Source organism: Pseudogulbenkiania sp. MAI-1 (genome assembly GCF_000527175.1).
Taxonomy (GTDB): Bacteria; Pseudomonadota; Gammaproteobacteria; order Burkholderiales; family Chromobacteriaceae; genus Pseudogulbenkiania.
Genome location: NZ_AZUR01000001.1, coordinates 3688621 through 3711404 on the forward strand (window position 1 = coordinate 3688621; position 22784 = coordinate 3711404).

Below are 22784 nucleotides of genomic sequence, written 5' to 3' on the forward strand. Positions count from 1 at the left end.
AAGCAACATCTGGCCTTGTTCAAACCACTTCACGATTAGTGGTGGCTGGTGGAGGAGTGGGAAGTCGACGAATCGGAGTTCGAAGCAGCCGCCACGGCAGCAGCCACACCGGCGCCGATAGCCGCGATGGTGCCAACGGACAGACCAGCAGCAGCAGTAACGCCAGCGGCGCCCGCAGCCGCAGCAGTGGTACCAGCAGCAGCGCCAGCGGCACCAGCAGCGGCACCACTACCAGCAGCAGCACCAGATTGGGCGCCTGCGGCGATCGGGGCAACTTCAGCAGCCAAAACTTGACCTGCGAGCAGGCTGGACATCAGAACCAACATCAGGGATTTTTTCATCTTAAGAGCTCCATTTCTTGCAGATACTGATACATAGGCATGACCACGCCTGGCGAACTACCTTCAAGAACAACGTAGGGCGATACAGTATAGCCATCGTCATATTATCAGAAAATCACAAAGCCATTAAATATGGCAGTGATCTATTCATAGTGCACTACGAACGACAATTGCCTTGACATAAACTGTTTAAACTTGGTACTGATACATGGCATTGTCACAAGCTATTGTTACAGAACGGCAATCACCTTCCACAAACCATCAAGAAGCCGGCGACCTATAACACACCCCTACTCCCGATGGAGAATGTTTGTAATCCCAGTCAAGCAGCCACCAGCCATGAAGCAAGGATTAGGCCATATGTTGACATCTGGATCTTAGGGAGCCCATGCGATGTTTTAGAAATCGGCTACGCAGTGCAGTTGTTGATAAAAAAAACCCGCCTTTCGGCGGGTTATAAGCTAGGTCGAACATTCTTTTTCTTACCAAACCTGCAGGTACTCCAGCATGCCTTCGGCAGCCTGGCGGCCTTCGTAAACGGCGCGGACGACGAGGTCGGCGCCACGCACCTGGTCGCCTCCGGCGAAGATCCTGGCGTTGCTGGTCTGGTACTTGTACTTGGCACGGCCGGAGGCCAGGGTGCGGCCGCGTTCGTCCACCTTGATGGAGTGGCGCTCGAACCAGTCGGCGGCTTCGGCCTGGAAGCCGAAGGCGATGACGACGTGGTCGCACTCGATGATTTCTTCGCTGCCCGGCACGATTTCTGCGCTGCGACGGCCCTTGGCGTCCGGCGCGCCGAGGCGGGTTTCGGCCAGCTTGAGGCGCAGGCTGCCGTCGGCGGCTTGCTCGATGCCCAGCGGCTGGCGGTTCCACAGGAACTCGACGCCCTCTTCCTTGGCGTTGGCGACTTCGCGCTTGGAACCCGGCATGTTGGCTTCGTCGCGGCGATAGGCGCAGATCACGCGCTCGGCGCCCTGGCGGATGGAGGTGCGGTTGCAGTCCATGGCGGTATCGCCGCCGCCCAGCACCACCACGCGCTTGTCCTTCATCGACAGCGGGGTCTCATCGGCCGGCAGCGTGCCCAGGTGCTGGCGCACGTTGTTGATCAGGAACGGCAGGGCCTCCAGCACGCCCGGCAGGCTTTCGCCATCGAAACCGCCCTTCATGTACTTGTAGGCGCCCATGCCCATGAACACGGCGTCGTACTGTTCCAGCAGTTCTTCGATCTGGATGTCACGGCCGATTTCGGTGTTGAGGCGGAATTCGACACCCATGCCTTCCATGATCTCGCGGCGACGCTTGACCACGGTTTTTTCCAGCTTGAATTCGGGGATGCCGAAAGTCAGCAGGCCGCCGATTTCCTCGTAGCGGTCGAACACCACCGGCTTGACGCCGTTGCGCACCAGCACGTCGGCACAGCCGAGACCAGCCGGACCGGCACCGATGACGGCGACTTTCTTGTCGGTCCACACGACCTTGGACATATCAGGGCGCCAACCGGCCTTGTAGGCTTCGTCGGTGATGTATTTCTCGATGGAGCCGATGGTCACGCCGCCGAAACCGCCCTGTTCGAGGGTGCAGGCGCCTTCGCACAGGCGGTCTTGCGGACAGACGCGGCCGCAGATTTCCGGCAGGCTGTTGGTCTTGTGGGAGAGTTCCGCCGCTTCGAACAGGCGGCCTTCGTTGACCATCTTCAGCCAGTTGGGGATGAAGTTGTGTACTGGGCATTCCCATTCGCAGTAGGGGTTGCCGCAGGACAGGCAGCGCCCGGCCTGTTCGGCCGCATCGGCGCTGTTCAGCGGCCGGTAGATTTCCTTGAATTCGATCTTGCGCACCTCGGCTTGAACCTTGTCGCCGGGGTTGCGCGTGAGCGTCATGAACTGGAATACGTCACCCATGGTGGCTTCCTCTTGCCGGGGCAAGGCGTGCTGCTGCACGCCGCCCGCTAACTATCATATCTGTGTGATTCAGTGCTGCTGCCGAAGAGGGTGGGGCCACGCCCCACCCGGAATCAATCCTTCAGCAGGCTATCGAGCTTGGCGGCCTTCGGCTTGACCAGCCAGAAGTAGTCGACATAGTCGTCGAAGTTTTCCAGCATGTTGCGGCCGATATCGGAGCCGGTGTATTCGACGTGCTTGGCCAGCTTGTCGAGCAGGAAGGCACGGTACATACCCATGGCTTCGCCGTTGATCAAGTGGATGTCGATCAGCTCGTTGTTGTAGCGGTAGGCGAAGCGCTCGTTCGGGTCGTAGACGAAGGCGAAGCCCCCGGTCATGCCGGCACCGAAGTTGTAGCCGGTTTCGCCCAGCGAAATCACGCAACCGCCGGTCATGTATTCGCAGCAGTGGTCGCCCGCACCTTCGATCACGGCCAGCGCGCCGGAGTTACGCACCCCGAAACGCTCGCCGGCGATGCCGGAGGCGTACAGCTGGCCACCGGTGGCACCATACAGGCAGGTGTTGCCGATGATGATCGACTCGTGCGACTTGTACGCCGCGCCTTTCGGCGGATAGACCACCACGCGGCCACCGGCCATGCCCTTGCCGACGTAATCGTTGGCATCGCCTTCCACTTCCAGGTGCAGGCCCGAGGCGTTCCACACACCGAAGCTCTGGCCGGCCGAGCCGGTGAACTTGACGGTCAGGCAGCCTTCCGGCAGGCCGGCGGCACCGTGTACCTTGGCGATTTCGCCGGACAGGCGGGCGCCGATGGAGCGATGGATGTTCTCGATCGGGTATTCCAGGCGCAGCATCTGCTTGGACTGGATCGCCGGCAGGGCATCCTTGAGGATGGCTTCGGCCAGTTCGCCCTTGTCGAACGAGGGGTTGCGGTCATCGATGCAGAAGCGCGGTTCGCTGTCCGGGATGGTGCCCTGGTTGAGCAGCGGCGACAGGTCGAGACGCTGCTGGCGCTCGCTTTCGCCCGGCAGCAGGTCCATCAGGTCCATGCGGCCGATCAGTTCTTCCATGCTGCGCACGCCAAGCTTGGCCATCCATTCGCGGGTTTCGCGGGCGATGAACAGGAAGTAGTTCATCACCATTTCCGGCAGGCCGATGAAGTACTTGGAGCGCAGCTTCATTTCCTGCGTGGCGACGCCGGTGGCACAGTTGTTCAGGTGGCAGATACGGAGGTATTTGCAACCCAGCGCCACCATCGGGCCGGTACCGAAACCGAACGATTCGGCGCCCAGGATGGCGGCCTTGACCACGTCGAGGCCGGTCTTCAGGCCGCCGTCGGTCTGAACCCGCACCCGGCCGCGCAGGCCGTTGGCGCGCAGTACTTGCTGGGCTTCGGAGAGGCCCAGTTCCCACGGGGTGCCGGCGTACTTGACCGAGGTCAGCGGGCTGGCGCCGGTGCCGCCGTCGTAGCCGGAGATGGTGATCAAATCGGCGTAGGCCTTGGCCACGCCGGCGGCGATGGTGCCGACACCCGGCTCGGCCACCAGCTTCACCGACACCAGCGCCTCGGGGTTGACCTGCTTCAGGTCGAAGATCAGCTGCGCCAGGTCTTCGATCGAGTAGATGTCATGGTGTGGCGGCGGCGAGATCAGGCTGATGCCCGGCTTGGAGTGGCGCAGCTTGGCGATCAGCGGCGACACCTTGTCGCCCGGCAGCTGGCCACCCTCGCCCGGCTTGGCACCCTGGGCGATCTTGATCTGCAGCACCTCGGCGTTGACCAGGTAGTGCGGGGTGACGCCGAAACGGCCGGACGCCACCTGCTTGATCTTGGACATTTTCTCGGTGCCGTAGCGCGAGTGGTCTTCCCCGCCTTCACCGGAGTTGGAGCGGCCGCCGAGGCGGTTCATGGCGGTGGCCAGCGCCTCGTGCGCTTCCGGCGACAGCGCGCCCAGCGACATGCCGGCGGAGTCGAAGCGCTTGACGATGGACTCAATCGACTCCACTTCGTCGAGCGGGATCGGGTTGTCGGCCAGCTTCAGCTGCATCAGGTCGCGGATCATCGCCACCGGGCGCTCGTTGACCAGCTCGGCGTACTTCAGATAGGCGTTGTAGTCGTCGTTCTGCACCGCCTTCTGCAGTTGCATCACCACGTCCGGGTTGTAGGCGTGGTATTCCTCGCCATGCACGTACTTCAACAGACCGCCCTGGGTGATCGGGCGCATCGGGTTGAAGGCCAGGCGCACCAGCTTCCGCTGGTCGTCTTCGAAATCGTCGAAGTTGGCGCCGGAGACGCGGCTCACCGTGCCTTTCAGGCACAGTTCGACGACTTCTTCGTGAATGCCGACGGCTTCGAACAGCTGCGCACCGCGGTAGGAGGCGACGGTCGAGATACCCATCTTCGACAGCACCTTCAACAGTCCCTTGTTGATGCCCTTGCGGTAGTGCTGCAGTGCTTCGTTGGTTTTCAGCGCCACCTCGCCCGACTGCACCAGCTCGGCGATGATCTGGTAGGCCAGGTAGGGGTAGACGGCGGTTGCGCCGTAGCCGAGCAGACAGGCGATCTGGTGGGCGTCACGCGCGGTGCCGGTTTCCACCACGATATTGCTCTTGCAGCGCAGGCCGGCGTCGATCAACGCGTGGTGCACCGCACCGGTGGCGAACAGCGCGTGAATCGGCAGACGGTTTTCGCTGATGGTGCGGTCGGACAGCACCACCACCACGGTGCCTTCGCGCACGGCGTCCACCACGTGCTGGCAGAGCCGCTCGATGGCGTCTTTCAGGCCGCCTTCGGACGGGTCGTAGCAGAGGTCGAAGGAGGTCGACTTGAGGTAGGGTTCCGGACGCGTGGTGACGCGCACGAATTTCTCGTGCGACAGCACCGGCGAGCGCACTTCGAGACGCTTGGCGTGCTCGGCGCTCTCTTCGAACATGTTGCGCTCGGGACCGAACACGGTGTTGAGCGACATCACCACCGCTTCGCGGATCGGGTCGATCGGCGGGTTGGTCACCTGGGCGAACTGCTGGCGCAGGTAGTCGAACGGCGAGCGGACCTTCTGCGACAGCACGGCCATCGGGGTGTCATCGCCCATCGAACCGATGGCTTCCTGAGCGTCGTCGGCCAGCACGCGAAGCACCTGGTCGCGCTCTTCGAAGCTGACGTTGAACAGCTTCTGGTATTTGAGCAGTTCGTCCTTCGGCATCGCCTCCAGCGCGGAGTCGTCCTCGATCGACAGCTCGAGGTACTTGCCGCTGTCCTTGATCCACTGACGGTACGGCTTGGCGCTCTTCAGCTGGGCGTCGATGTCTTCCGGCATCAGGAGCTCGCCGGTGGAGAGGTCGGCGGCGAACAGCTGACCCGGCTTGACGCGGCCCTTACGCACGACTTCTTCCGGCTTGTAGTCCCACACGCCGACTTCGGAGGCGATGGTGAGGATGTTGTCGCGGGTCAGCACCCAGCGCGCCGGACGCAGGCCGTTGCGGTCCAGCAGACAGGCGGCGTAGCGGCCGTCGGTCAGCACGATGCCGGCCGGGCCGTCCCACGGCTCCATGTGCATCGAGTTGAATTCGTAGAAGGCGCGCAGGTCCTTGTCGGTGGAGTCGACGTTCTGCCAGGCCGGCGGCACCAGGAGGCGCAGGGCGCGGAACAGCGGGATGCCGCCCATCAGCAGGCCTTCGAGCATGTTGTCGAGGCTCATCGAGTCGGAGCCGTCGGTCTGCACGATCGGGCGGATGGCGTCCATGTCGAGGTGCGGCGTCGACATGATGCGCTCGCGCGCGCGCGACCAGTAGCGGTTGCCCTGTACCGTGTTGATCTCGCCGTTGTGGGCGAGGAAGCGGAACGGCTGCGCCAGCTTCCACTGCGGCCAGGTGTTGGTGGAGAAGCGCTGGTGGAACACCGCGAGGCTGGCTTCGAAACGCTCGTCCTGCAGGTCGAGGAAGAACTTCGGCAGGTTTTCCGGCGTCACCAGACCCTTGTAGGACAGAGTGTGCGGCGACAGGGTCGGCAGGTAGAAATAGCCGTCTTCGGCCTTGTTGGCTTTTTCGGTCTGGCGGCGCGCCATGTAGAGGCGGCGCTGGAACGTGGTATCGTCCATGCCGAACGGGCAGTTGACGAACACCTGCACGATGGCGGGCAGGGTCTTGATGGCGTATTCGCCACAGGCGGACACGTCCACCGGCACGGTGCGGAAGCCGGCGACTTCGAGCTCCTGCGTTTCGAGGAATTCTTTCAGACGGCGCAGGCTGCGTTGGCCCTGCTCCTGCTCCGGATGATGGAACACCAAGCCCGCGGCGTAGCTCGCCTTGAGGGCGATGCCGGCCTCGTGCGCGGCTTCACGCAGGAAACCGTCCGGCTTACGGAACAACAGGCCGCAACCATCACCCGATTTGCCGTCGGCAGCCACCGCACCGCGGTGAGTCAACTTGGCGAGCGAGGAAATTGCGGTCTGCACCAGCCAGTGGCTCGGTTTGTCCTCCAATTGGGCGATCAAACCAAAACCACAGCTATCCTGCTCGAAATCCGGGCGATACAAAGTGCCCTGCAGCCATTGCTGTCTTTCCATACCGTCTACCTGATTATAATGTGAAGCGAATGTCTTTGATTCTAAGGTCAAGCCGCGCCCTCCTGCAACCGCTTTTTGTGCGCCGAACAATGGCTTTTAAATCAAATACTTACGACAAATTTTTGGACGAAAAAATCGAGAATTCCGGAATTTTTTAAAGAATTATTTTTCATCTTTGTGACACCGAATTTCATATAAACGACACGGAAAGCACCATTTTGGTGCTTGACTTGGTGCATATGCATCACCTTGGTTCACGCCATGTCGGACAATATACAAACCGGCCATGCCCAACTCTAAACCCTCGCCTGCCGCGCTGGATTTCGTCCGGCAACTGGCCGACCAGGCATTCGCCCGTTCGGCGGGCGCGCCGTTGATCAATGGCAACACCATTGACCTGCTTTTCGATAGCCGCGAGAACTTTCCAGCCTGGGAAACGGCACTGTCGCAAGCCTGCGATTCCATCCTGATCGAAACGTACATCTTCGCCGACGACGCCTTCGGTCATCGCGTGCGGGAAATCCTCGCAGAGCAGGCCACCAAGGGCGTTCAGGTGCGCTTGCTGGTCGACTGGCTGGGCAGCTGGAAGGCGCATATGCGCGGCTTCTTCAAGCCCTTGCTGGCCGCCGGAGCCGAGGTGCGGATCTACAACCGCCCCAGTCTGTCGGGCGGCAGTCCGCTGGGACGCAACCACCGCAAGCTGATCATCGTCGACGGCGCGGTGGCCTTCATTTCCGGGTTGGGCATCAGTTCGCGTTGGGAGGGGAAACCGGACAAAGGCGGGGAGCCGTGGCGCGATACTGGTGCACGGCTCTGCGGTCCGGTGCTGCAGGACGCCATCGATGCCTTCGCCGACAGCTGGGCCAGTTGCGGCGAGGGGTTGGACGAGAGCCTGCGCCAGGCGCGCCTGAACACGAGCCGGGGCAAAGTGGCGGCGCGGCTGATCGCCACCACGCCGGCCACGGCGAATTTGATGCGGCTGGACCTGTTGATCGCCAGTTTTGCGCGCCGTTCGCTGTGGCTGACCGACGCCTATTTCATGGGCACCAGCACCTACCTGACGGCACTGCAGAACGCTGCCAAGGACGGCGTGGACGTACGGCTGCTGGTACCACGCTCCAGCGACATCGGCTGGATCGCCACGGTGTCGCGCACGCTGTACCGGCCGCTCTTGGAGGCCGGGGTGCGGGTGTTCGAGTGGGACGGGCCGATGATCCACGCCAAGACCGCCGTGGCGGACGGGCGCTGGGCGCGCCTCGGGTCGTCCAACCTGAACCTGTCGAGCTGGCTCGCCAACCGCGAGATCGACGTGGCGATCGAGGATGAAGGGATCGCCGGCAAGCTGGCCGACAAGTTCCTCGACGACCTGGAGCACGCCACCGAGGTGCGACTGTCGGCGCACCGCCACCGCCCGGTGCTGAGCCGGCCGCGCCAGCGCGACTACCAGAGCCTGCTGTTGCCCAAGCCGGGCGCGGCGGCGCTGGGGGCCTCGGCGGCCGCCCGTCAGGCGGCGCGTATCGGCGATGCGCTGGGCGCGGCGGTGCGCGGCACGCGCACGGTGGAGGCGAGCGAGGCCAGTTCCTTCCTCACCATCGGCACGGCACTACTGGCGCTGGCGCTGGTCAGCGCGTTTTTCCCCTACCTGATCGCGGGCCCCCTAGCGCTACTGCTGGTGCTGTCCGGGGGGGCGGTGGTGTTGAAGTCGCTGGGCCTGTACCGTGCGCGATGGAAAAAAAAGCGACAGCCGCCGGGCACCTTGGGGCCACCAACGAAGTCTGAGGATAAACCGCCCGCGGATGGCTGAAAGGCCCGTGGCACGGCCAATTGGGGGGTGTTTGCCGCCCCTGTCGCCAGCACGTCGGCATGCAGCGGCTGGAGCGGCGGCAAGGGGCGTGAAAACACGCTTTCCGTAGTGCAACATTGTTCACGATTATCCGCTACACTACGCGCTTTTCTTTCGGGTTGACCTAAGCCGGCTGGCGAAACGATTGCCCCTGCAATCCCATGCGTACCGCGGTGCTAAGCGCCCTTTTCCCAGCGTGCCGGCGACATCGCCAGCACGCCGTGTATGAGGACACAGGCATGCGTTTCCATTTCCCCATCGTCATCATCGACGAGGACTTCCGTTCCGAAAACACCAGCGGCTCCGGCATCCGTGAGCTGGCCGCCGCGATGGAAAAAGAAGGCATGGAAGTCGTGGGTTACACCAGCTACGGCGATCTGACGTCGTTTGCCCAGCAACAGAGCCGTGCCGCCGGCTTCATCCTGTCGATCGACGACGAGGAGTTCGGCTCCGGCACGCCGGAAGAGACGCTCGACGCGCTGGCCCATTTGCGCGGTTTCGTCGCGGAAATCCGCCGCCGCAACCCGGACATCCCGCTCTACCTGTACGGCGAGACGCGCACTGCGCGCCACATCCCGAACGACATCCTGCGCGAGCTGCACGGCTTCATCCACATGCACGAGGATACGCCGGAGTTCGTCGCGCGCCACATCATCCGCGAGGCCAAGTCCTACCTCGACAGCCTGGCGCCGCCGTTCTTCCGCGCCCTGGTCGATTATGCCCACGACGGCTCCTACTCCTGGCACTGCCCGGGCCACTCGGGCGGCGTGGCGTTCCTGAAGAGCCCGGTGGGCCAGATGTTCCACCAGTTCTTCGGCGAGAACATGCTGCGCGCCGACGTGTGCAACGCGGTGGACGAACTGGGCCAATTGCTCGACCACACCGGCCCGGTGGCGGCGTCCGAGCGCAACGCGGCGCGCATCTTCAGCTGCGACCATCTGTTCTTCGTCACCAACGGCACCTCGACCTCGAACAAGATCGTCTGGCACTCGACCGTCGCCGCCGGCGACATCGTGCTGGTGGACCGCAACTGCCACAAGTCGAACCTGCACGCCATCATGATGACCGGCGCGATCCCGGTATTCCTGATGCCGACGCGCAACCACTACGGCATCATCGGGCCGATTCCGAAATCGGAGTTCCAGCTCGACAACATCAGGAAGAAGATCCTGGCCAACCCGTTCGCACGCGAGGCGCTGGAGAAGAACCCGAACGCCAAGCCACGCATCCTGACCATCACCCAGTCCACCTACGACGGCATCCTGTACAACGTCGAGGAGATCAAGGGCATGCTGGACGGCGAGGTCGACACGCTGCACTTCGACGAGGCCTGGCTGCCGCACGCCAGCTTCCACGACTTCTACGGCGACTTCCACGCCATCGGCGAGGGCCGCCCGCGCTGCAAGGATTCGATGATCTTCTCGACCCAGTCCACCCACAAGCTGCTGGCCGGCATCTCGCAGGCGTCGCAGATCCTGGTGCAGGACCCGCAGAACCGTCAGCTCGACACCGCCTGGTTCAACGAAGCCTACCTGATGCATACCTCGACCAGCCCCCAGTACGCGATCATCGCCAGCTGCGACGTGGCGGCGGCGATGATGGAGCAGCCGGGCGGCCAGGCGCTGGTGGAGGAATCGCTGGTGGAAGCGCTCGATTTCCGCCGCGCCATGCGCAAGGTGGACGAGGAGTACGGCCACGACTGGTGGTTCAAGGTGTGGGGCCCGAACGAGCTGTCCGACGACGGCATCTGCGACCCGGCCGACTGGGAACTGGAGCCCGGCGAGCGCTGGCACGGCTTTGCCGGCATCGAGGAGGGCTTCAACCTGCTCGATCCGATCAAGGCCACCATCCTGACCCCGGGCCTGGACGTGGATGGCAGCTTCGAGGAGATGGGCATTCCGGCCGCCATCGTCACCAAGTACCTGACCGAGCACGGCGTGGTGGTGGAGAAGACCGGCCTCTACAGCTTCTTCATCATGTTCACCATCGGCATCACCAAGGGCCGCTGGAACACCTTGATCTCGCTGCTGCAGCAGTTCAAGGACGATTTCGACAAAAACCAGCCGATGTGGCGCATCATGCCGGAGTTCGTCGCCAAGTACCCGCAGTACGAGCGCGTCGGCCTGCGCGATCTGTGCCAGCGCATTCACCAGCTATACAGCAAGCACGACATCGCGCGCCTGACCACCGAGATCTATCTGTCGGAGATGGAGCCGGCGATGCGTCCGGCCGACGCCTTCGCCAAGATGGCGCACCGCGAGATCGAGCGCGTGCCGGTGGAGGAGCTGGAAGGCCGCGTCACCTCGGTGCTGCTGACGCCGTACCCGCCGGGCATCCCGCTGTTGATCCCAGGCGAGCGCTTCAACAAGACCATCGTCGACTACCTGCGCTTTGCCCAGGAGTTCAACCGCGAACTGCCGGGCTTCGAGACCGACGTGCACGGCCTGGTGGCGGTGGAGAAGGACGGCAAGAAGGTGTACTGCGTCGATTGCGTGAAGCAGTAAGTCCACCTCTTTTGCACTGAAACACACGAGGGCCTTCCACTCCGGAAGGCCCTCTTTTATTGGCATTGCCATGTTGCGCCTTGCGGCAGGCTATGACTACGCCGCTTGCATGGCCTCGGCAATCGCCCAGCTGTCCTCGAAGATTTCGTAACGACGGATCAGTCCGTCGGCGACGTCGAAACGCATGACGAAATCACCTTGATACTCCTTGCCGGAGCGATAACGGTAAGCAAACCGGCCTCGTACCAACACTTCGTTCTCGGCGTCGAGCCAGCGCAGCGGCTCGAAGCACAGCGGTTCGGCCTCGGCCACGATCAGGGCAAACACCTCTCGCACCGCGGCGCGCCCTTTCCTCTGCCCTGCCCAGGGCACCCTGGCCGGATCGCCAGGAATATGCCATTCCACCGCCTCGCCCAGCAGTTCCTCGCGCAGCACGCCCTGCTGCAGCCCTTGCAGAAAGCAACGCACCACGGCCATCGGGGCGAGGGGCACCGCGGCGGGAACGTGTTCGCGGAACACGTCGCGCGCAGCGAACAGCGCGTTGAGTGCCGCCGGGAAGCCGGCATAGAGGCATAGCTGCTGGAGGGTTTCGAGAATCTCCTCGCGGGAAAGGCCGACGTTCAAGGCCGCGTGCAGGTGCACCTTGAGCTGCGGCTGGGCATGGCCGATGGCTGCGAGTGCGGCGATCGTCGCCAGTTCGCGCTGGCGCAGACTGAGCCCGGGACGGTTGTAGACCTCGCCGAAGCCAAATTCGATGATCTGGCGGGCAAAGTCGGGGGCGATGTCTTACAGGGCGGCCACCACCGCCTCGCCGGCGGTATCGTCGACCTCGCGCAGGCGCTGCCAGCCGCGTTGGTAAGAATCGTTTTGGGGTTGCATGGAATCACTCCTCGCCAAGTTCAGGGGATGACGGCAACGAGGCTTCCCATTCGCGGTATATGGCAATCTTGGCCTGTAGCAACTCGAGGGTTGCCTGCAGCGAGGCGATCTCCCCGGCCACCTTGCCGGCATGCGCGGTCAACAGTTCACGGCGTAGCGCCAGGCTCTCGGCCGTGTTGCCGACGCGGCGCTGCTCGGCGTACGCCAACATGTCGCACAGCGGCATGCCGGTCGCCCGCAGGCGCAACAGGAATTCGAGCCAGCGCAAGTCCTGCTCGCGGTAGCGGCGTGGCCCGCCGGGGCCGCGTGGAATCGGATCGATCAGCCCGACCTTTTCATAGTAGCGCAGGGTATGTTCGGTAAGCCCGGTGTGCGCGGCCACCGCGCCTATGGTCAGCATCGTCATGGCTCGGGATGTTAAAAGTTGGAGTGCACTCCAACGCAAGCGGGAAACGGTAGAAACAGAGGAGCGGATAAGGTGCGGCCTGTAGCCGCGAACCGCGCCTGAATGACTCTAGCGGAAACGACGCCCGGCGGCAGGGCAGCCGAGGGAGATCGAAGCGGCAGGAAAACCCCCGTTACCAACCGTTCTCCAGCGCCAGCTGTGCCGGGGCCGACAGCCGGCTCAGGGCATAGCCCATGGTCTTGAGCAGGCGATGGGTGTCTTCCACCATCTGCGGGCTGCCGCAGATCATGATGCGCGAACGCTCGGGGGATAGCGTCAGTCCGGCGGTGCGCTCCAGCGTGCCATCCTGCAGCATGGCCGGGATGCGCCGCGACAGCGCGCCGGGCACCGCCTCGCGCGTCACCACCGGCAGGTATTGCAGCTTGTGGCCGTGCTCGGCCCACAACGGATGGCGCTGCAGTGCGGCGATCTCGTTCTGGTAGCTCAGTTCGGCCGCCTCGCGCACGCTGTGCACCAGCACGATATGGCGGAAGCGTTGCCACACCGCGGCCTCGTGCAGGATGGAGAGGTAGGGTCCCAGTGCAGTACCGGTAGCGAGCAGCCATAGGTCTTCGCCGTCGGGGAAGCGGTTGGCGGTGAAGAAGCCATACGCGGTCTTATCGACCAGCACCTCATCGCCGACCTCGAGCCGCGCCAGGCGCGGTGAAAACTCACCCTCGGGCACCACGATGGAATAGAACTCCAGGTATTCGTCCCAGCTCGCCGAGACGATGGAGTAGGCGCGCCACAGGAAGCCGGTCTCGGAGATCTGCAGGCCGAGCCGGGCGAACTGACCCGGGGTGAAGCGGAAGGCGGGGTCGCGGGTGAGACGGATGCTCATCAGCCGGTCGGTCCAGTGCCGCTTCCAGAGGATGCGCTCGGTGGTGTATTTCACGGCGGTCGTGGCCATGGGGTTCTCCGTAATAGCCGAGTATTTTTGTCGGATATTACCCCACTCCGGAGAAGGCTGCCAGTGAGGGCGGGGAAGCCCATTCTGGCCGTCCGGGCAAACATGCGATCAGGGCGTCGGGGGAAGCAGGCTTCAGTCCGGCAGCAGCCCGATCAATTCCGGCAGCGCGGCGATCGCCGTCACTCCGGCCGGCACCGGTAGCCTGGCCGGGTTGAGCCAGACGGCGTGCAAACCGGCGGCGCGCGCCGACTGGACGTCGTGGGCGAGCGAATCGCCGATCATCCACAGCGCCCCCGGTGCCACGCCCAGTTCGGCCGCGATGCGGCGGTAGAACGCCGGGTCGGACTTGGCCAGGCCGAGCTCGCGGCGGCAGAACACGTGCCCGATCAGGCCGTCCAGCCCCACCCTTGCCAGCGCGCGGCGCACCTCGTCGCCGCCCGATTCGGCGGCGTTGGTGGCGAGGTGGCAAGGCCTGCGAGCCGCCAGCACCGCCAGTGTTTCCGACGCGCCGGGCATGGCGCGCACCTCGGGCCAGCGCCACATGCTGCCCTGCTGGGCCGGCAGGTCGGCCATCAGGGTGTCGCCCCAGTCGAACAGCAGGTGCAGTGGTCGATTCATCGGCGCTCAGGCCAGTGCCTGGGCCAAGTCGGCCAGCAGGTCGTCGATGTCCTCGATGCCGACCGAGAAGCGCAGCTGCCCCTCGCGGATGCCGAGTGTCGCCTTCTGCTCGGGTGGCATGCCGCCGTGCGACATGGTGTAGGAATGGTTGACCAGCGACTCCACCCCGCCCAGCGACTCGGCCAGCAGGAAATACTGCAGACGCTCGGCGACACGGCTGGCGGCGGCCCGGCTGTCGTCCTTGAGGTAGACCGTGACGACGCCGCCGAAGCGGCGCATCTGGCGGCGGGCCAACTCGTGCTGCGGATGGTTGGGCAGGCCGGGGTAGAACACCTGCTCGATGGCCGGATGCGCCGCCAGGAAGGCCGCCACGCGCTCGGCGTTGTCGCAGTGGCGCTCCATGCGCAGATGCAGCGTCTTGATGCCGCGCAGCGTCAGGAAGCAGTCCTGCGGGCCGGGCACGCCGCCGGTGGCGTTCTGGATGAAACGGATAGCCTTGGCGAGCGTCTCGTCCTTGACCGCCACCAGACCGAGCAGCACATCGGAGTGGCCGCCCAGGTATTTGGTGGCCGAGTGCACCACGATGTCGGCCCCGAGATCGAGCGGATTTTGCAGGTAAGGCGTGGCGAAGGTGTTGTCGACCGCGACCTTGACGCCATGCGGCCGGGCGATCGCCGCCAGCGCGGCGATATCGACCAGGTTGAGCAACGGGTTGGTCGGGGACTCGAGCCACAGCAGCTTGGTGGCCGGGGTGAGCGAGTTAGCCAGACGGGCCGGATCGGAGAGATCGGCGAAGCGCACTTTGATGCCGGCCGGCGCCATCACCCTGGTCAGCAGGCGGTAGGCGCCGCCGTACAGGTCGGCCACGGCCAGCACTTCGTCGCCTGGCTGCAGCGTGGCGCGCAGCACGGCGTCGATGGCGGCCATGCCACTGCCGAAGGCGAAGCCGTGGCTGGCATTTTCCAGCGCCGCGATGCAGGCTTCCAGCGCCGCGCGCGTCGGCGTGCCGGTACGCGCGTAGCCGAACTCCAGCGCCTCGCCGACGTGGTCGTGGGCGAAGGCCGAGGTTTGGTACACCGGCGGCATCAGCGCCCGGTTGTGCTGGTGGTGGTCGTAGCCGCTGTGGATGGTCTTGGTGGCGAATTTCATCGAGAGCCCGCTTGTCGTGATCGGTAATGGAGAGAGCTTACACTGGCTGCCGCCGCCGTCAGCGGTGGTAGGCCTGCCCCAGGCGCAGCTCCAGCCGCTTCTGCACTTGTTCGAACAGCGCGCTCAGCACCCAGTAGATGCCCGCCGCCATCAGGTACAGCGGCAGGGGCTGGAAGGTCTGCGCGATCACGTCCTTGGTCGCCATCATCAGCTCGGACACGGTGATCACCGACACCAGCGAGGTGTCCTTGATCAGTGAGATCAGGCTGTTGGCGAGGCTCGGCACCGCCAGCCGCAGCGCCTGCGGCGCGATGACGTGGCGCATCGCCTGCCACCAGGAGAGGCCCAGCGACTGTGCCGCGTCCCACTGCCCGCGCTCGACGCCGGCGATGGCCCCGCGCAGGCTTTCCGACAGGTAGGCGGCCACGTTCAGCGTCAGCGACAGCACGCCGGCGGTGACCGGCTCGAACTCGATGCCGACCGACGGCAGGCCGTAGTAGATGACGAAGATCTGCACCAAGAGCGGCGTACCGCGCATCACGCTGACGTAGAACGCCAACAGCGGTGCCAGCAACGGCACGCGGGCGATGCGCACCAGCGCCACGACGAAGCCCAGCAGCAGCCCCAGCACCATGGTGCTGAGCGCGAAAAACACGGTGTAGCCCGTGCCCTTGATCAGTACCGGCAGCGCCTCCCGCGCCAGTTCAAGCCATTCCATCACTCATCCTCAAAAACAGCGACGCCTCCGCAGGCGGCGGAGGCGTCCGGTTCGACCGTCCGGCAGATGGCCAGAGCACCATCAGCCTGGCATCACGCCACGGCTCAACGCGAGCCCGGTGCCTTCGACACGTCGATGCCGAACCACTTCACCGAGATTTTCTTGAAGCTGCCGTCCTTGTGCAAGGAAGCCAGCGCGCCGTCGATGGCGGCCTTGAACTTGGGGTTGCCCTTGGCGAACGGGATACCCATCTGGGTGGTGGTGCCCACCGGTGCCCCGGCCTTCAGCGGCAGCTTGGCTTCCTTGATCGCGAACGGGATCAGCAGGCTGTCGTTGATCGCCGCGTCGATGCGGCCGGAAGCCAGATCCTGGAAGATTTCCGCCGCCGACGGGTAGAACTTGGACTCGATGCCACCCTGCGCCTTGACCATCTCGGCGTAGTTGCTGCCCTGGGTCACGCCCATCTTCTTGCCCTTCAGATCGTCCAGGCTCTTGAAGCTGCGGGTTTCGTTCTTGCGCACGATCAGCTGGGCGCTGGAGATGGTGTACGGCTGCGAGAAGTCGAACACTTCCTTGCGCTTGTCGGTGATCGACACCTGGTTCAGCACCACGTCGAACTTGCCGCCCTGCAGACCGGCCAGCAGACCGCTCCATTCGCCGGTGACGAATTCCGGCTTCACCTTCAGTTTCTTGGCGATGGCTTCGCCCAGCTCGACTTCGAAGCCGGTCAGCTTCTGGTCCTTGTCCTTGAAGTTGAACGGCGGGTAGGTGCCTTCCAGGGCGATCTTCAGCGTGCCGCGCTGCTGCACGGTGTCGAGCAGGTCGGCGGCGAAGGCATGTGTGGTCGAGCCAACGAGGGCCAGCAGGGCGATCAGTTTCTTCATTTTAATATAACCTTTAGTTTCAAATAAAAGAAACAACATAACATTGAGAACTATAGCAATTCTCCGTAACGCTGCCTAGCCCGCTTCCAGCAAAAAAACCGCCGTCCGGGGATGGAAGGCGGTCTTCGGCAAAAGGTGTGGCCCCCTCTAGGAAGGGTCAAAGTGAAAGCCCCACCCCTTGCATGGTAAAAGCCAGTAATTCAAATATGAAAGACGAATAAATCCGTAAAGGAATCGGCATCAGCGCCAGAGGATACCCCATTTCGCCCCCCCTTTCATCACGATGCCAGTCCATGGGCATGTCGGTGCGGGGCATGGCAGCCCTCCTCCGCAGACCAAACGTCATCGACCGAGGCGATCATACCGTGGTGACACCTCCTCGGCTGCGCAGTTGCGCCAGGCACAGCGACAGCACGACGGCCAGCGCCAGCACCGCCAGCAAGGCTCCCCAGGCACTGGCCACCGAACCACTGCGGCGCGCCAGCTCGCCGACACATGCGGGGCCGATGGCGAATCCGGCGAAGAAGGCCGCCGATACCATCCCGGAAGCTGTCGCGACGCCGCCAAAGGCCTGATCGCGGATCAGCATGCTCATGGCGATGGCGTTGGTCGCAACCGCACTCAGCCCAACTCCCGAGACGGCCAGCCACAACAGGGTAGTGCTCGTCGTATCGGCTTGCAGGGCAATGGCGATCGACAGCCCCGAAATCAGCTGGAGTCCCGCCAACAGGAAGGCCTCTTCCCGCAAGCGCCCCCCCAAAGGCGTCATCACCAGCCTCGACATCATGCCCATCGCACCGAACAGCGCCACCAGCAAACCGGCCTCGGTCTGCGCCATCCCCAAGCCCACGGCATAGAGCGGCAGGAAGGTGACAAAGGCCGACAAGATGATTCCCACACAGCACTGGACGGCCATCAGCAATCCCAGCCGCGCATTCAGCGCCAGCGGTCCTCTTGCGGTACGCGGCGAGGATGGCTGCCCGGTCTGGCGCAGCGACCACAGGGCGAGCACCAGGGCCAGCGGCACCACCAAGGCGAACGCTCCCCGCCAGCCCAGTTTCAGCGCGCAAACCGGCAAGACCGCGCCGGCAAAGAGAGCGGCCAGTTGCACCCCGGACTGCTTGAGGCCGACCACGAATGCCTTGTGCTGCGGCGCCACGCGCCGGGCGATCAGCAGATTGGTGGCGGGATTGGCCAGCGCTTGCGCCAGGCCGAGCAAGGCGGTGGCCGGCAGCAGGCTGTAAAAGCCGGGGAGGCTGGCCATCAGCGCGAAGGTGAGCGCCACCGAGCCGAACAACAGGCACAGTGCAAAACGCGTCCCCAGTCGATCGACCAGTGCTCCCGCCCGCAAGGACAGCACGGCCGCCACACCGAAGGATCCCACGGTGAAATAGCCGAGCGACTCGGGAGCAATCGCCAAATCACGCACCAGTTGCGGGCCGAGCGAACTGACGGCATAGAGCAGCAGCATGGGCATCGCCATGGCCAGCACCAGCAGGGTCCGAATGCCGAATTCGTGCCCGGGGGGCGTTGCGGAGACTGTTTTCATTGTCATATCGGTCACTCAAAGGAAAGAAACGATAGTTGCAGCCCACCTCGCCCCATAAACAGCGACTTACCTAGCAGCCTGTCCCCCCGCCCACCGGGCGACGGCAAAGCGTTGTGCGCCGCTTAACAGTGCGACCAGAAAGGCCGCCACAGTGAGCGCCAGCAACATACCCGGATAGTGGTAGATATCCAGCAGCACCCCAGCCAGGGGAGGTACGGCCAAGCGCCCCAGTGCGAACAGGCTGGCCTGGATGCCGTAATCCACCGCCTGATGGTATTGGCGGGAAAAATCCATCATCAGGCTGAACACCAGCGACGAGGTGGCACCCATGGCGAGCGCCAGCAGGCCGCTGGCGGCAAGGAGCCAAGCCGCGCCCACCTCCAGCCAGACGGCGCTGGCGAGCAGGCCCAACACGAGGACATTCCCCAGCACGGACAGCGGCAAGACGTATGGCAACCCCTCGCGGCTCACCAGGCGGGCGGTGGCCAGGCTGGCCAGGACACCGAGGCTGCCGCCGCCGATGCCGGCAATCCAGGCCACCTGCGGCGCAGGGAATCCCTGATCGAGGAGGAGCGGTTTGAGATAGACCCAGGCGGTCGCCACGAAGGGGAAGTACCCCAGCAACAGCACCACCCAGGGCCCGGCCCCGGGCTGGCGGAAGAATCCGCCGGGCCGGCCGCGCGACGGCAAAGGCTTGCCCGACTGACTGCCTTCTGTTTCCTCGAGAGAGCCGAGCAGCACCAGGGCCGACAGGAGCAACACACTCATCGCCAGGAAGGGCGCCGCCCAGCCCAGTGCCTGTTCGAGCAGCAACATCGCCCCGCCCCCGATGATGGCGGCGGCGAACAAAGCCGCCGAGCGCACCCCGCCGGCCAGCGTTCGTTCGGACGGAGGAAGCATCTTGATGGCGAGGGCGCTCACCGGAATGTCCGTCCACGTCGCCAGCACCGAGCCAGCGAGGATCAAGACGAACAGCAGCGCCTTGGGCGTTTCCATGCCGGCCGCCGCCAGCGCCAGGAGCGCGAGCAGGTAGGCGCCGCCGAGCAGCAGCGTCCAGCGCCGATACGGCCACCGCGCCGGCTGCCAGCGCTCCACCGGCAAGGCCAGGACTACCTTGAAGACGGCCGGCAGCCCCGCCAGTTGGAACAGGCCGATCTCGGTGCCGGACCAACCCTGCTCACGCATGAGGAGCGGCAAGCCGAGCATCAGGTAAACGGAGGGGGCCGCCAGCGCCAGGCCGAGCAAGCCGAAAACGAACTGGTGCCAACGATAGGACGACTTCATGACCGCCCCCTTCGTCCAATCACCACTTGGGCCGGCGCCAGCGGGAAATAGGACAGATCGTCGCAGGAGACCGACTCGAAGCCGAGTTCCCGCATGAGATCGGCCAGGGCACCGTGCGGCCACACCTGCCGCCCGCGCATCATCAGCGGCAGGTAGTAGGGCATGACCCTGGCCGCCGCCGCTTGCTTGGAGGGCAGTTCGGCGTGCACGCTGACGAAATAGCCGCCCGGCGCCAGCGCATCCCGAATCTTGCCCAGCATCTTCGGCACCTCGGGCAGGAAGTGGAGCACCGACGAGCACCAGATGAGGTCGTAGCCTTCCCCGATCCCATCATGCAGGATGTCCCCGCCCCTGCTTTCCAGGCGGTGCTCGAGGCCGGCCCGGCGGATGGACTGCTGCGCCACCGCCGCCGTCGCCGGCAGATCGAAGACCACGCCCTGCCATTCCGGGAAATGCTGCGCCAGGGCGACGGCCACCTTGCCCGGCCCGCCACCCAGGTCGAGAAAACGGCGTCCCCCGCTCAGCCCCTCCAAGCGACGGACGCAGGCCAGTGCTGCGTCGATGGTGGCGGCTCCCTGCTCCTGGGCAATCTGCACTTCGGCGGCCTGCGCCCAGCCTGCGGCGTCCGGTGAAGTCTCCAGAGACGCCCCCGTTCTCAGCAAAGCGGACAACTGAGCACCGAACTGCCGCAGGGCGTGCAGGCGATAGCGCAGGGCGTCGCCGCAGTAGCTGTCCGAACCCGACAGCAGGAATGGGGCAAGGGCCGGGGCAAGAGCGTACTCGCATCGCTGACGGTCTTTCTCCCCGACCGGGCGACGGGTAACGATACCCATGCTCCATAGCAGGTCCAGCAGGTGGCGGGTATTTCCCGGCTCCAGACGGAGACACTGCGCCAAGCTATCAGCCGTCGCCGGACTCCTTAACGCCTCGAATACCCCGAGATGAAGCGCCGTATCGAGCGCATCGGCCTTGACCGAGGCCAAGACGACATCCCAGCACGGCTGCAGGGGATGGATCGTGTCGAAGTTCATGCTCGTCCTCACAGGCGGTAAGTCAGACGCAGGCCGATTTCCCGCGGCGGGCTGTAGACCGTGGCCTGGCCATTGAGAAAGCCGACGGCGTCGTACTTCTTGTTGGCGGCGTTGTGGACGTAGGCCGACAGCTCGGCACGTCCCAAGGGATAGCCGGCGGCCAGGTCCACCAGGCCGTAGCCGGGCTGACGGTAACGGTTGGCTGCATCCAGATAGACCTTGCCGACGCCGCTGACGGCCGCCTGGGCATACCAGCCCTGCGGTGCGTCGTAACGCAGGCCAAGATGGCCGGTGATGTCGGGTGCGAAGGGGTTGTGCTTGCCCTCGTGGTTGCCGGCGCCATCGGTGAATTCCCGGAAACGGGTGCGGTTGAACCCCAGCGCCGCCTGAACCCGCCAGCCCGCACCGAGCAGGTACTGCAGTTCCGCCTCCGCGCCAATCGACCGCGCCGATGCCGCATTGGTGATGAAAACCTGCCCCGGCAAGGCCATCTGCTGCACTTGCATGCTGCTGACGTCCATCAGATACAGCGACGTGCCGTAACGCAGGCGCCGCTCGAGAAGACTCCCCTTGGCCCCGAGTTCGAAGGAGCGCACCCGCTCCGGCTCGTAGCGCCGGGAAGTCTCGGGGGAGAAGGCATTGAAGCCGCCGGCACGGAAACCGTCGGCCACGCTGGCGTAGATCATCGCTTCCGGCTGCCACTGGTATTGCAGGGCCAGCTTGGGCGAGAAACGTGTGGAATCCAGGGACTCTTCGCGGCCGCCGTTCAGGGTGAAACGGGCCTCGCTGCGCTCGATGCGAGCCCCCGCCGTGACCGACCAGCGCTCGGCCAGGGGGACGGTCCAGTGGGTGAACAAGGCCGTCGAGTCGCCCTTCTGCACGGCCTGGGTCGTCGTCAAGGCCAGCGGCGTCTTCTGCTCGAAACGCAGGTCATGGTCGTCCCGGTCTGCGTAGAAGCCGGCCAGCCACCGGGCCTCGCCCCACTGGCCCTCCAGTCTGAACTCCTGCGACAGGGTCCGGAAGTGGTGGTCACGCGCCACGTGGAGCAGGTCGGCCGGCAGGAAATCGGTGTCCTGGACGAGACGGTCGGTGTAGTCATTATTGGCGGTGATCGAGCGCAGGCGCATGCCCGACGCCAGCTCATGGACGACGTCGAGGGAGAGGGTACGGGCGGTCGAATCGTTGAAGCCGTCGGTCCCGGAGCGCACCACGGCACGCTGGGGCGAAGAAGCAGAACCCCAGAGCGAAGCGCCGTCCCGGTAAGCCCGCTCGGCGTAACGCAGCGCCGCGTCGGTCCGCTCGCCCGGCGTCCAGCGCAGCGTGAACCGGCCGTTGCGGCGCTCGCGGTCATCGTCCTTGCGCCCCTTGAAGGCGTTGTCGATGAAGCCGTCCTGCTCGACGAACTCGCCGGCGACGCCCAGGTAGAGCGTGTCCTTGAGCAGGGGATGACTCGCATCGAAGCGCAGCGCGTGCTTGTCGCGGCTGCCGACCTCGGCGGAGACGACGGCATAGGGATCGTTGTCCGGCTTGCGGGTGACGATATTGACCACGCCGGCCTCGGCATTGCGTCCGTAGAGCGTGGACTGCGGGCCGCGCAGCACCTCCACCCGCTCGACGCCCAGCAGGTTGTCGTCGAAACCCTGCGCCCGTAGCGTCGGCACACCGTCCACCACCATGGCGACCGAGGACGAGAACGAGATGATGTTGGCAGTGAGCCCGCGCATCACCGGCGGCTGCAGGCCCGACTGCCCCTGGGCCTGAAAGGTGAAGCCAGGCGTCATCCGCGCCACGCCCTCGAGGTTGTCTATTCCTGCCGCTGCCAGATCCTCGCCGGCAAATGCAGAAACACTGGCCGCCACCGATCCCAGCGTTTGGGGCTGTTTGGTGGCCGTCACGGTCACCGCCGGCAATTCGGTCTCGGCATGTGCCGCCACGCCCAAGCTTGCCAGCAGAGCCAGCAGCCAACGTTGCTTGGTGCGGCAATGCATACGGCTTGATCCCATATCCACAATTCCAAATGGCTATTCGTTATCGATTCGCTGCATGCCAGGCATGCAGGCCCCCTGCCAGACACCCCTGTCACCCATGGGTTGACGATGAATGCCTGATGCATAATCATATCGAAAACAATTAATGATAATTATTCTCATTAGTATTCGAATCGCTGAA

Annotated in this window: 17 protein-coding genes; 2 read left to right on the top strand and 15 right to left on the bottom strand. The window is 64.4% G+C overall.

Annotated features, from left to right (window positions below; translation table 11 throughout):
• Window positions 1-19: 19 nt before the first annotated feature.
• The 3 genes from PSEMAI1_RS21535 to gltB form a co-directional block, all read right to left on the bottom strand.
• On the bottom strand, window positions 20-274 hold the full coding sequence (locus PSEMAI1_RS21535) for a hypothetical protein (protein ID WP_156943160.1): 255 nt from the start codon (window positions 272-274) through the stop codon (window positions 20-22).
• A gap of 549 nt (window positions 275-823) precedes the next feature.
• The gene (locus tag PSEMAI1_RS0117310) at window positions 824-2239 is read right to left on the bottom strand and encodes an FAD-dependent oxidoreductase (RefSeq protein WP_024304080.1); all 1416 of its coding nucleotides are present in this window, start codon (window positions 2237-2239) and stop codon (window positions 824-826) included.
• A gap of 113 nt (window positions 2240-2352) precedes the next feature.
• Window positions 2353-6801, bottom strand: a complete 4449-nt coding sequence (gene gltB / locus PSEMAI1_RS0117315; protein WP_024304081.1) for a glutamate synthase large subunit — start codon at window positions 6799-6801, stop codon at window positions 2353-2355.
• A gap of 286 nt (window positions 6802-7087) precedes the next feature.
• On the opposite strand from gltB, the gene PSEMAI1_RS0117320 reads away from it, so the two are divergent.
• Together PSEMAI1_RS0117320 and PSEMAI1_RS0117325 are read left to right on the top strand one after the other, a co-directional pair.
• Window positions 7088-8605 carry a phosphatidylserine/phosphatidylglycerophosphate/cardiolipin synthase family protein gene (locus tag PSEMAI1_RS0117320; protein WP_024304082.1) on the top strand — a complete coding sequence of 506 codons (1518 nt, stop codon included), beginning with the start codon at window positions 7088-7090 and terminating at the stop codon, window positions 8603-8605.
• A gap of 278 nt (window positions 8606-8883) precedes the next feature.
• Complete coding sequence (locus tag PSEMAI1_RS0117325; protein ID WP_024304083.1) at window positions 8884-11148, top strand: arginine/lysine/ornithine decarboxylase; 2265 nt, start codon at window positions 8884-8886, stop codon at window positions 11146-11148.
• Between the two features lie 96 nt (window positions 11149-11244).
• On the opposite strand, the gene PSEMAI1_RS22235 is transcribed toward PSEMAI1_RS0117325, so the two are convergent.
• From PSEMAI1_RS22235 to PSEMAI1_RS0117390, 12 genes are all read right to left on the bottom strand, one after another.
• Window positions 11245-11931, bottom strand: a complete 687-nt coding sequence (locus PSEMAI1_RS22235) for a carboxymuconolactone decarboxylase family protein (RefSeq protein ID WP_255327069.1) — start codon at window positions 11929-11931, stop codon at window positions 11245-11247.
• Between the two features lie 100 nt (window positions 11932-12031).
• Complete coding sequence (locus PSEMAI1_RS0117340) at window positions 12032-12427, bottom strand: MerR family transcriptional regulator (protein WP_198019633.1); 396 nt, start codon at window positions 12425-12427, stop codon at window positions 12032-12034.
• Window positions 12428-12605: 178 nt separating this feature from the next.
• Window positions 12606-13382, bottom strand: coding sequence for a ferredoxin--NADP reductase (locus PSEMAI1_RS0117345; protein WP_024304085.1), 777 nt, complete (start codon window positions 13380-13382; stop codon window positions 12606-12608).
• Between the two features lie 132 nt (window positions 13383-13514).
• Entirely contained in the window at window positions 13515-14000 is a 486-nt protein-coding gene (locus tag PSEMAI1_RS0117350) for an HAD family hydrolase (protein WP_024304086.1), read from the bottom strand.
• Between the two features lie 6 nt (window positions 14001-14006).
• Window positions 14007-15149 (bottom strand): PLP-dependent aspartate aminotransferase family protein, encoded by a 1143-nt coding sequence (locus tag PSEMAI1_RS0117355; RefSeq protein ID WP_024304087.1) that lies wholly within the window; start codon window positions 15147-15149, stop codon window positions 14007-14009.
• Window positions 15150-15207: 58 nt separating this feature from the next.
• Complete coding sequence (locus tag PSEMAI1_RS0117360; RefSeq protein ID WP_024304088.1) at window positions 15208-15867, bottom strand: amino acid ABC transporter permease; 660 nt, start codon at window positions 15865-15867, stop codon at window positions 15208-15210.
• A 104-nt stretch (window positions 15868-15971) separates the two neighbouring features.
• The gene (locus tag PSEMAI1_RS0117365; RefSeq protein ID WP_024304089.1) at window positions 15972-16751 is read right to left on the bottom strand and encodes a transporter substrate-binding domain-containing protein; all 780 of its coding nucleotides are present in this window, start codon (window positions 16749-16751) and stop codon (window positions 15972-15974) included.
• A gap of 157 nt (window positions 16752-16908) precedes the next feature.
• Window positions 16909-17067, bottom strand: a complete 159-nt coding sequence (locus tag PSEMAI1_RS21890; RefSeq protein WP_156943161.1) for a hypothetical protein — start codon at window positions 17065-17067, stop codon at window positions 16909-16911.
• Between the two features lie 42 nt (window positions 17068-17109).
• Window positions 17110-18300 (bottom strand): MFS transporter, encoded by a 1191-nt coding sequence (locus tag PSEMAI1_RS0117375; RefSeq protein WP_156943162.1) that lies wholly within the window; start codon window positions 18298-18300, stop codon window positions 17110-17112.
• A 66-nt stretch (window positions 18301-18366) separates the two neighbouring features.
• A complete protein-coding gene (locus PSEMAI1_RS0117380; protein ID WP_024304092.1) occupies window positions 18367-19584 on the bottom strand; it encodes an MFS transporter in 1218 nt (405 codons plus the stop codon).
• Window positions 19581-20615 carry a methyltransferase gene (locus PSEMAI1_RS0117385; protein WP_024304093.1) on the bottom strand — a complete coding sequence of 345 codons (1035 nt, stop codon included), beginning with the start codon at window positions 20613-20615 and terminating at the stop codon, window positions 19581-19583. Before PSEMAI1_RS0117385 ends, PSEMAI1_RS0117380 begins: the two co-directional genes overlap by 4 nt.
• 8 nt (window positions 20616-20623) lie before the next feature.
• Entirely contained in the window at window positions 20624-22603 is a 1980-nt protein-coding gene (locus PSEMAI1_RS0117390; RefSeq protein ID WP_024304094.1) for a TonB-dependent receptor, read from the bottom strand.
• Window positions 22604-22784: the final 181 nt, after the last annotated feature.

Bases quoted from the DNA above. Each gene is read 5' to 3' on its own strand.
- PSEMAI1_RS0117310 (WP_024304080.1), bottom strand. From the start codon at position 2,239: ATGGGTGACGTATTCCAGTTCATGACGCTCACGCGCAACCCCGGCGAC.
- gltB (WP_024304081.1), bottom strand. From the start codon at position 6,801: ATGGAAAGACAGCAATGGCTGCAGGGCACTTTGTATCGCCCGGATTTC.
- PSEMAI1_RS0117320 (WP_024304082.1), top strand. From the start codon at position 7,088: ATGCCCAACTCTAAACCCTCGCCTGCCGCGCTGGATTTCGTCCGGCAA.
- PSEMAI1_RS0117325 (WP_024304083.1), top strand. From the start codon at position 8,884: ATGCGTTTCCATTTCCCCATCGTCATCATCGACGAGGACTTCCGTTCC.
- PSEMAI1_RS0117340 (WP_198019633.1), bottom strand. From the start codon at position 12,427: ATGCTGACCATAGGCGCGGTGGCCGCGCACACCGGGCTTACCGAACAT.
- PSEMAI1_RS0117345 (WP_024304085.1), bottom strand. From the start codon at position 13,382: ATGGCCACGACCGCCGTGAAATACACCACCGAGCGCATCCTCTGGAAG.
- PSEMAI1_RS0117350 (WP_024304086.1), bottom strand. From the start codon at position 14,000: ATGAATCGACCACTGCACCTGCTGTTCGACTGGGGCGACACCCTGATG.
- PSEMAI1_RS0117355 (WP_024304087.1), bottom strand. From the start codon at position 15,149: ATGAAATTCGCCACCAAGACCATCCACAGCGGCTACGACCACCACCAG.
- PSEMAI1_RS0117360 (WP_024304088.1), bottom strand. From the start codon at position 15,867: ATGGAATGGCTTGAACTGGCGCGGGAGGCGCTGCCGGTACTGATCAAG.
- PSEMAI1_RS0117365 (WP_024304089.1), bottom strand. From the start codon at position 16,751: ATGAAGAAACTGATCGCCCTGCTGGCCCTCGTTGGCTCGACCACACAT.
- PSEMAI1_RS21890 (WP_156943161.1), bottom strand. From the start codon at position 17,067: ATGCCCCGCACCGACATGCCCATGGACTGGCATCGTGATGAAAGGGGG.
- PSEMAI1_RS0117375 (WP_156943162.1), bottom strand. From the start codon at position 18,300: ATGAAAACAGTCTCCGCAACGCCCCCCGGGCACGAATTCGGCATTCGG.
- PSEMAI1_RS0117380 (WP_024304092.1), bottom strand. From the start codon at position 19,584: ATGAAGTCGTCCTATCGTTGGCACCAGTTCGTTTTCGGCTTGCTCGGC.
- PSEMAI1_RS0117385 (WP_024304093.1), bottom strand. From the start codon at position 20,615: ATGAACTTCGACACGATCCATCCCCTGCAGCCGTGCTGGGATGTCGTC.
- PSEMAI1_RS0117390 (WP_024304094.1), bottom strand. From the start codon at position 22,603: ATGCATTGCCGCACCAAGCAACGTTGGCTGCTGGCTCTGCTGGCAAGC.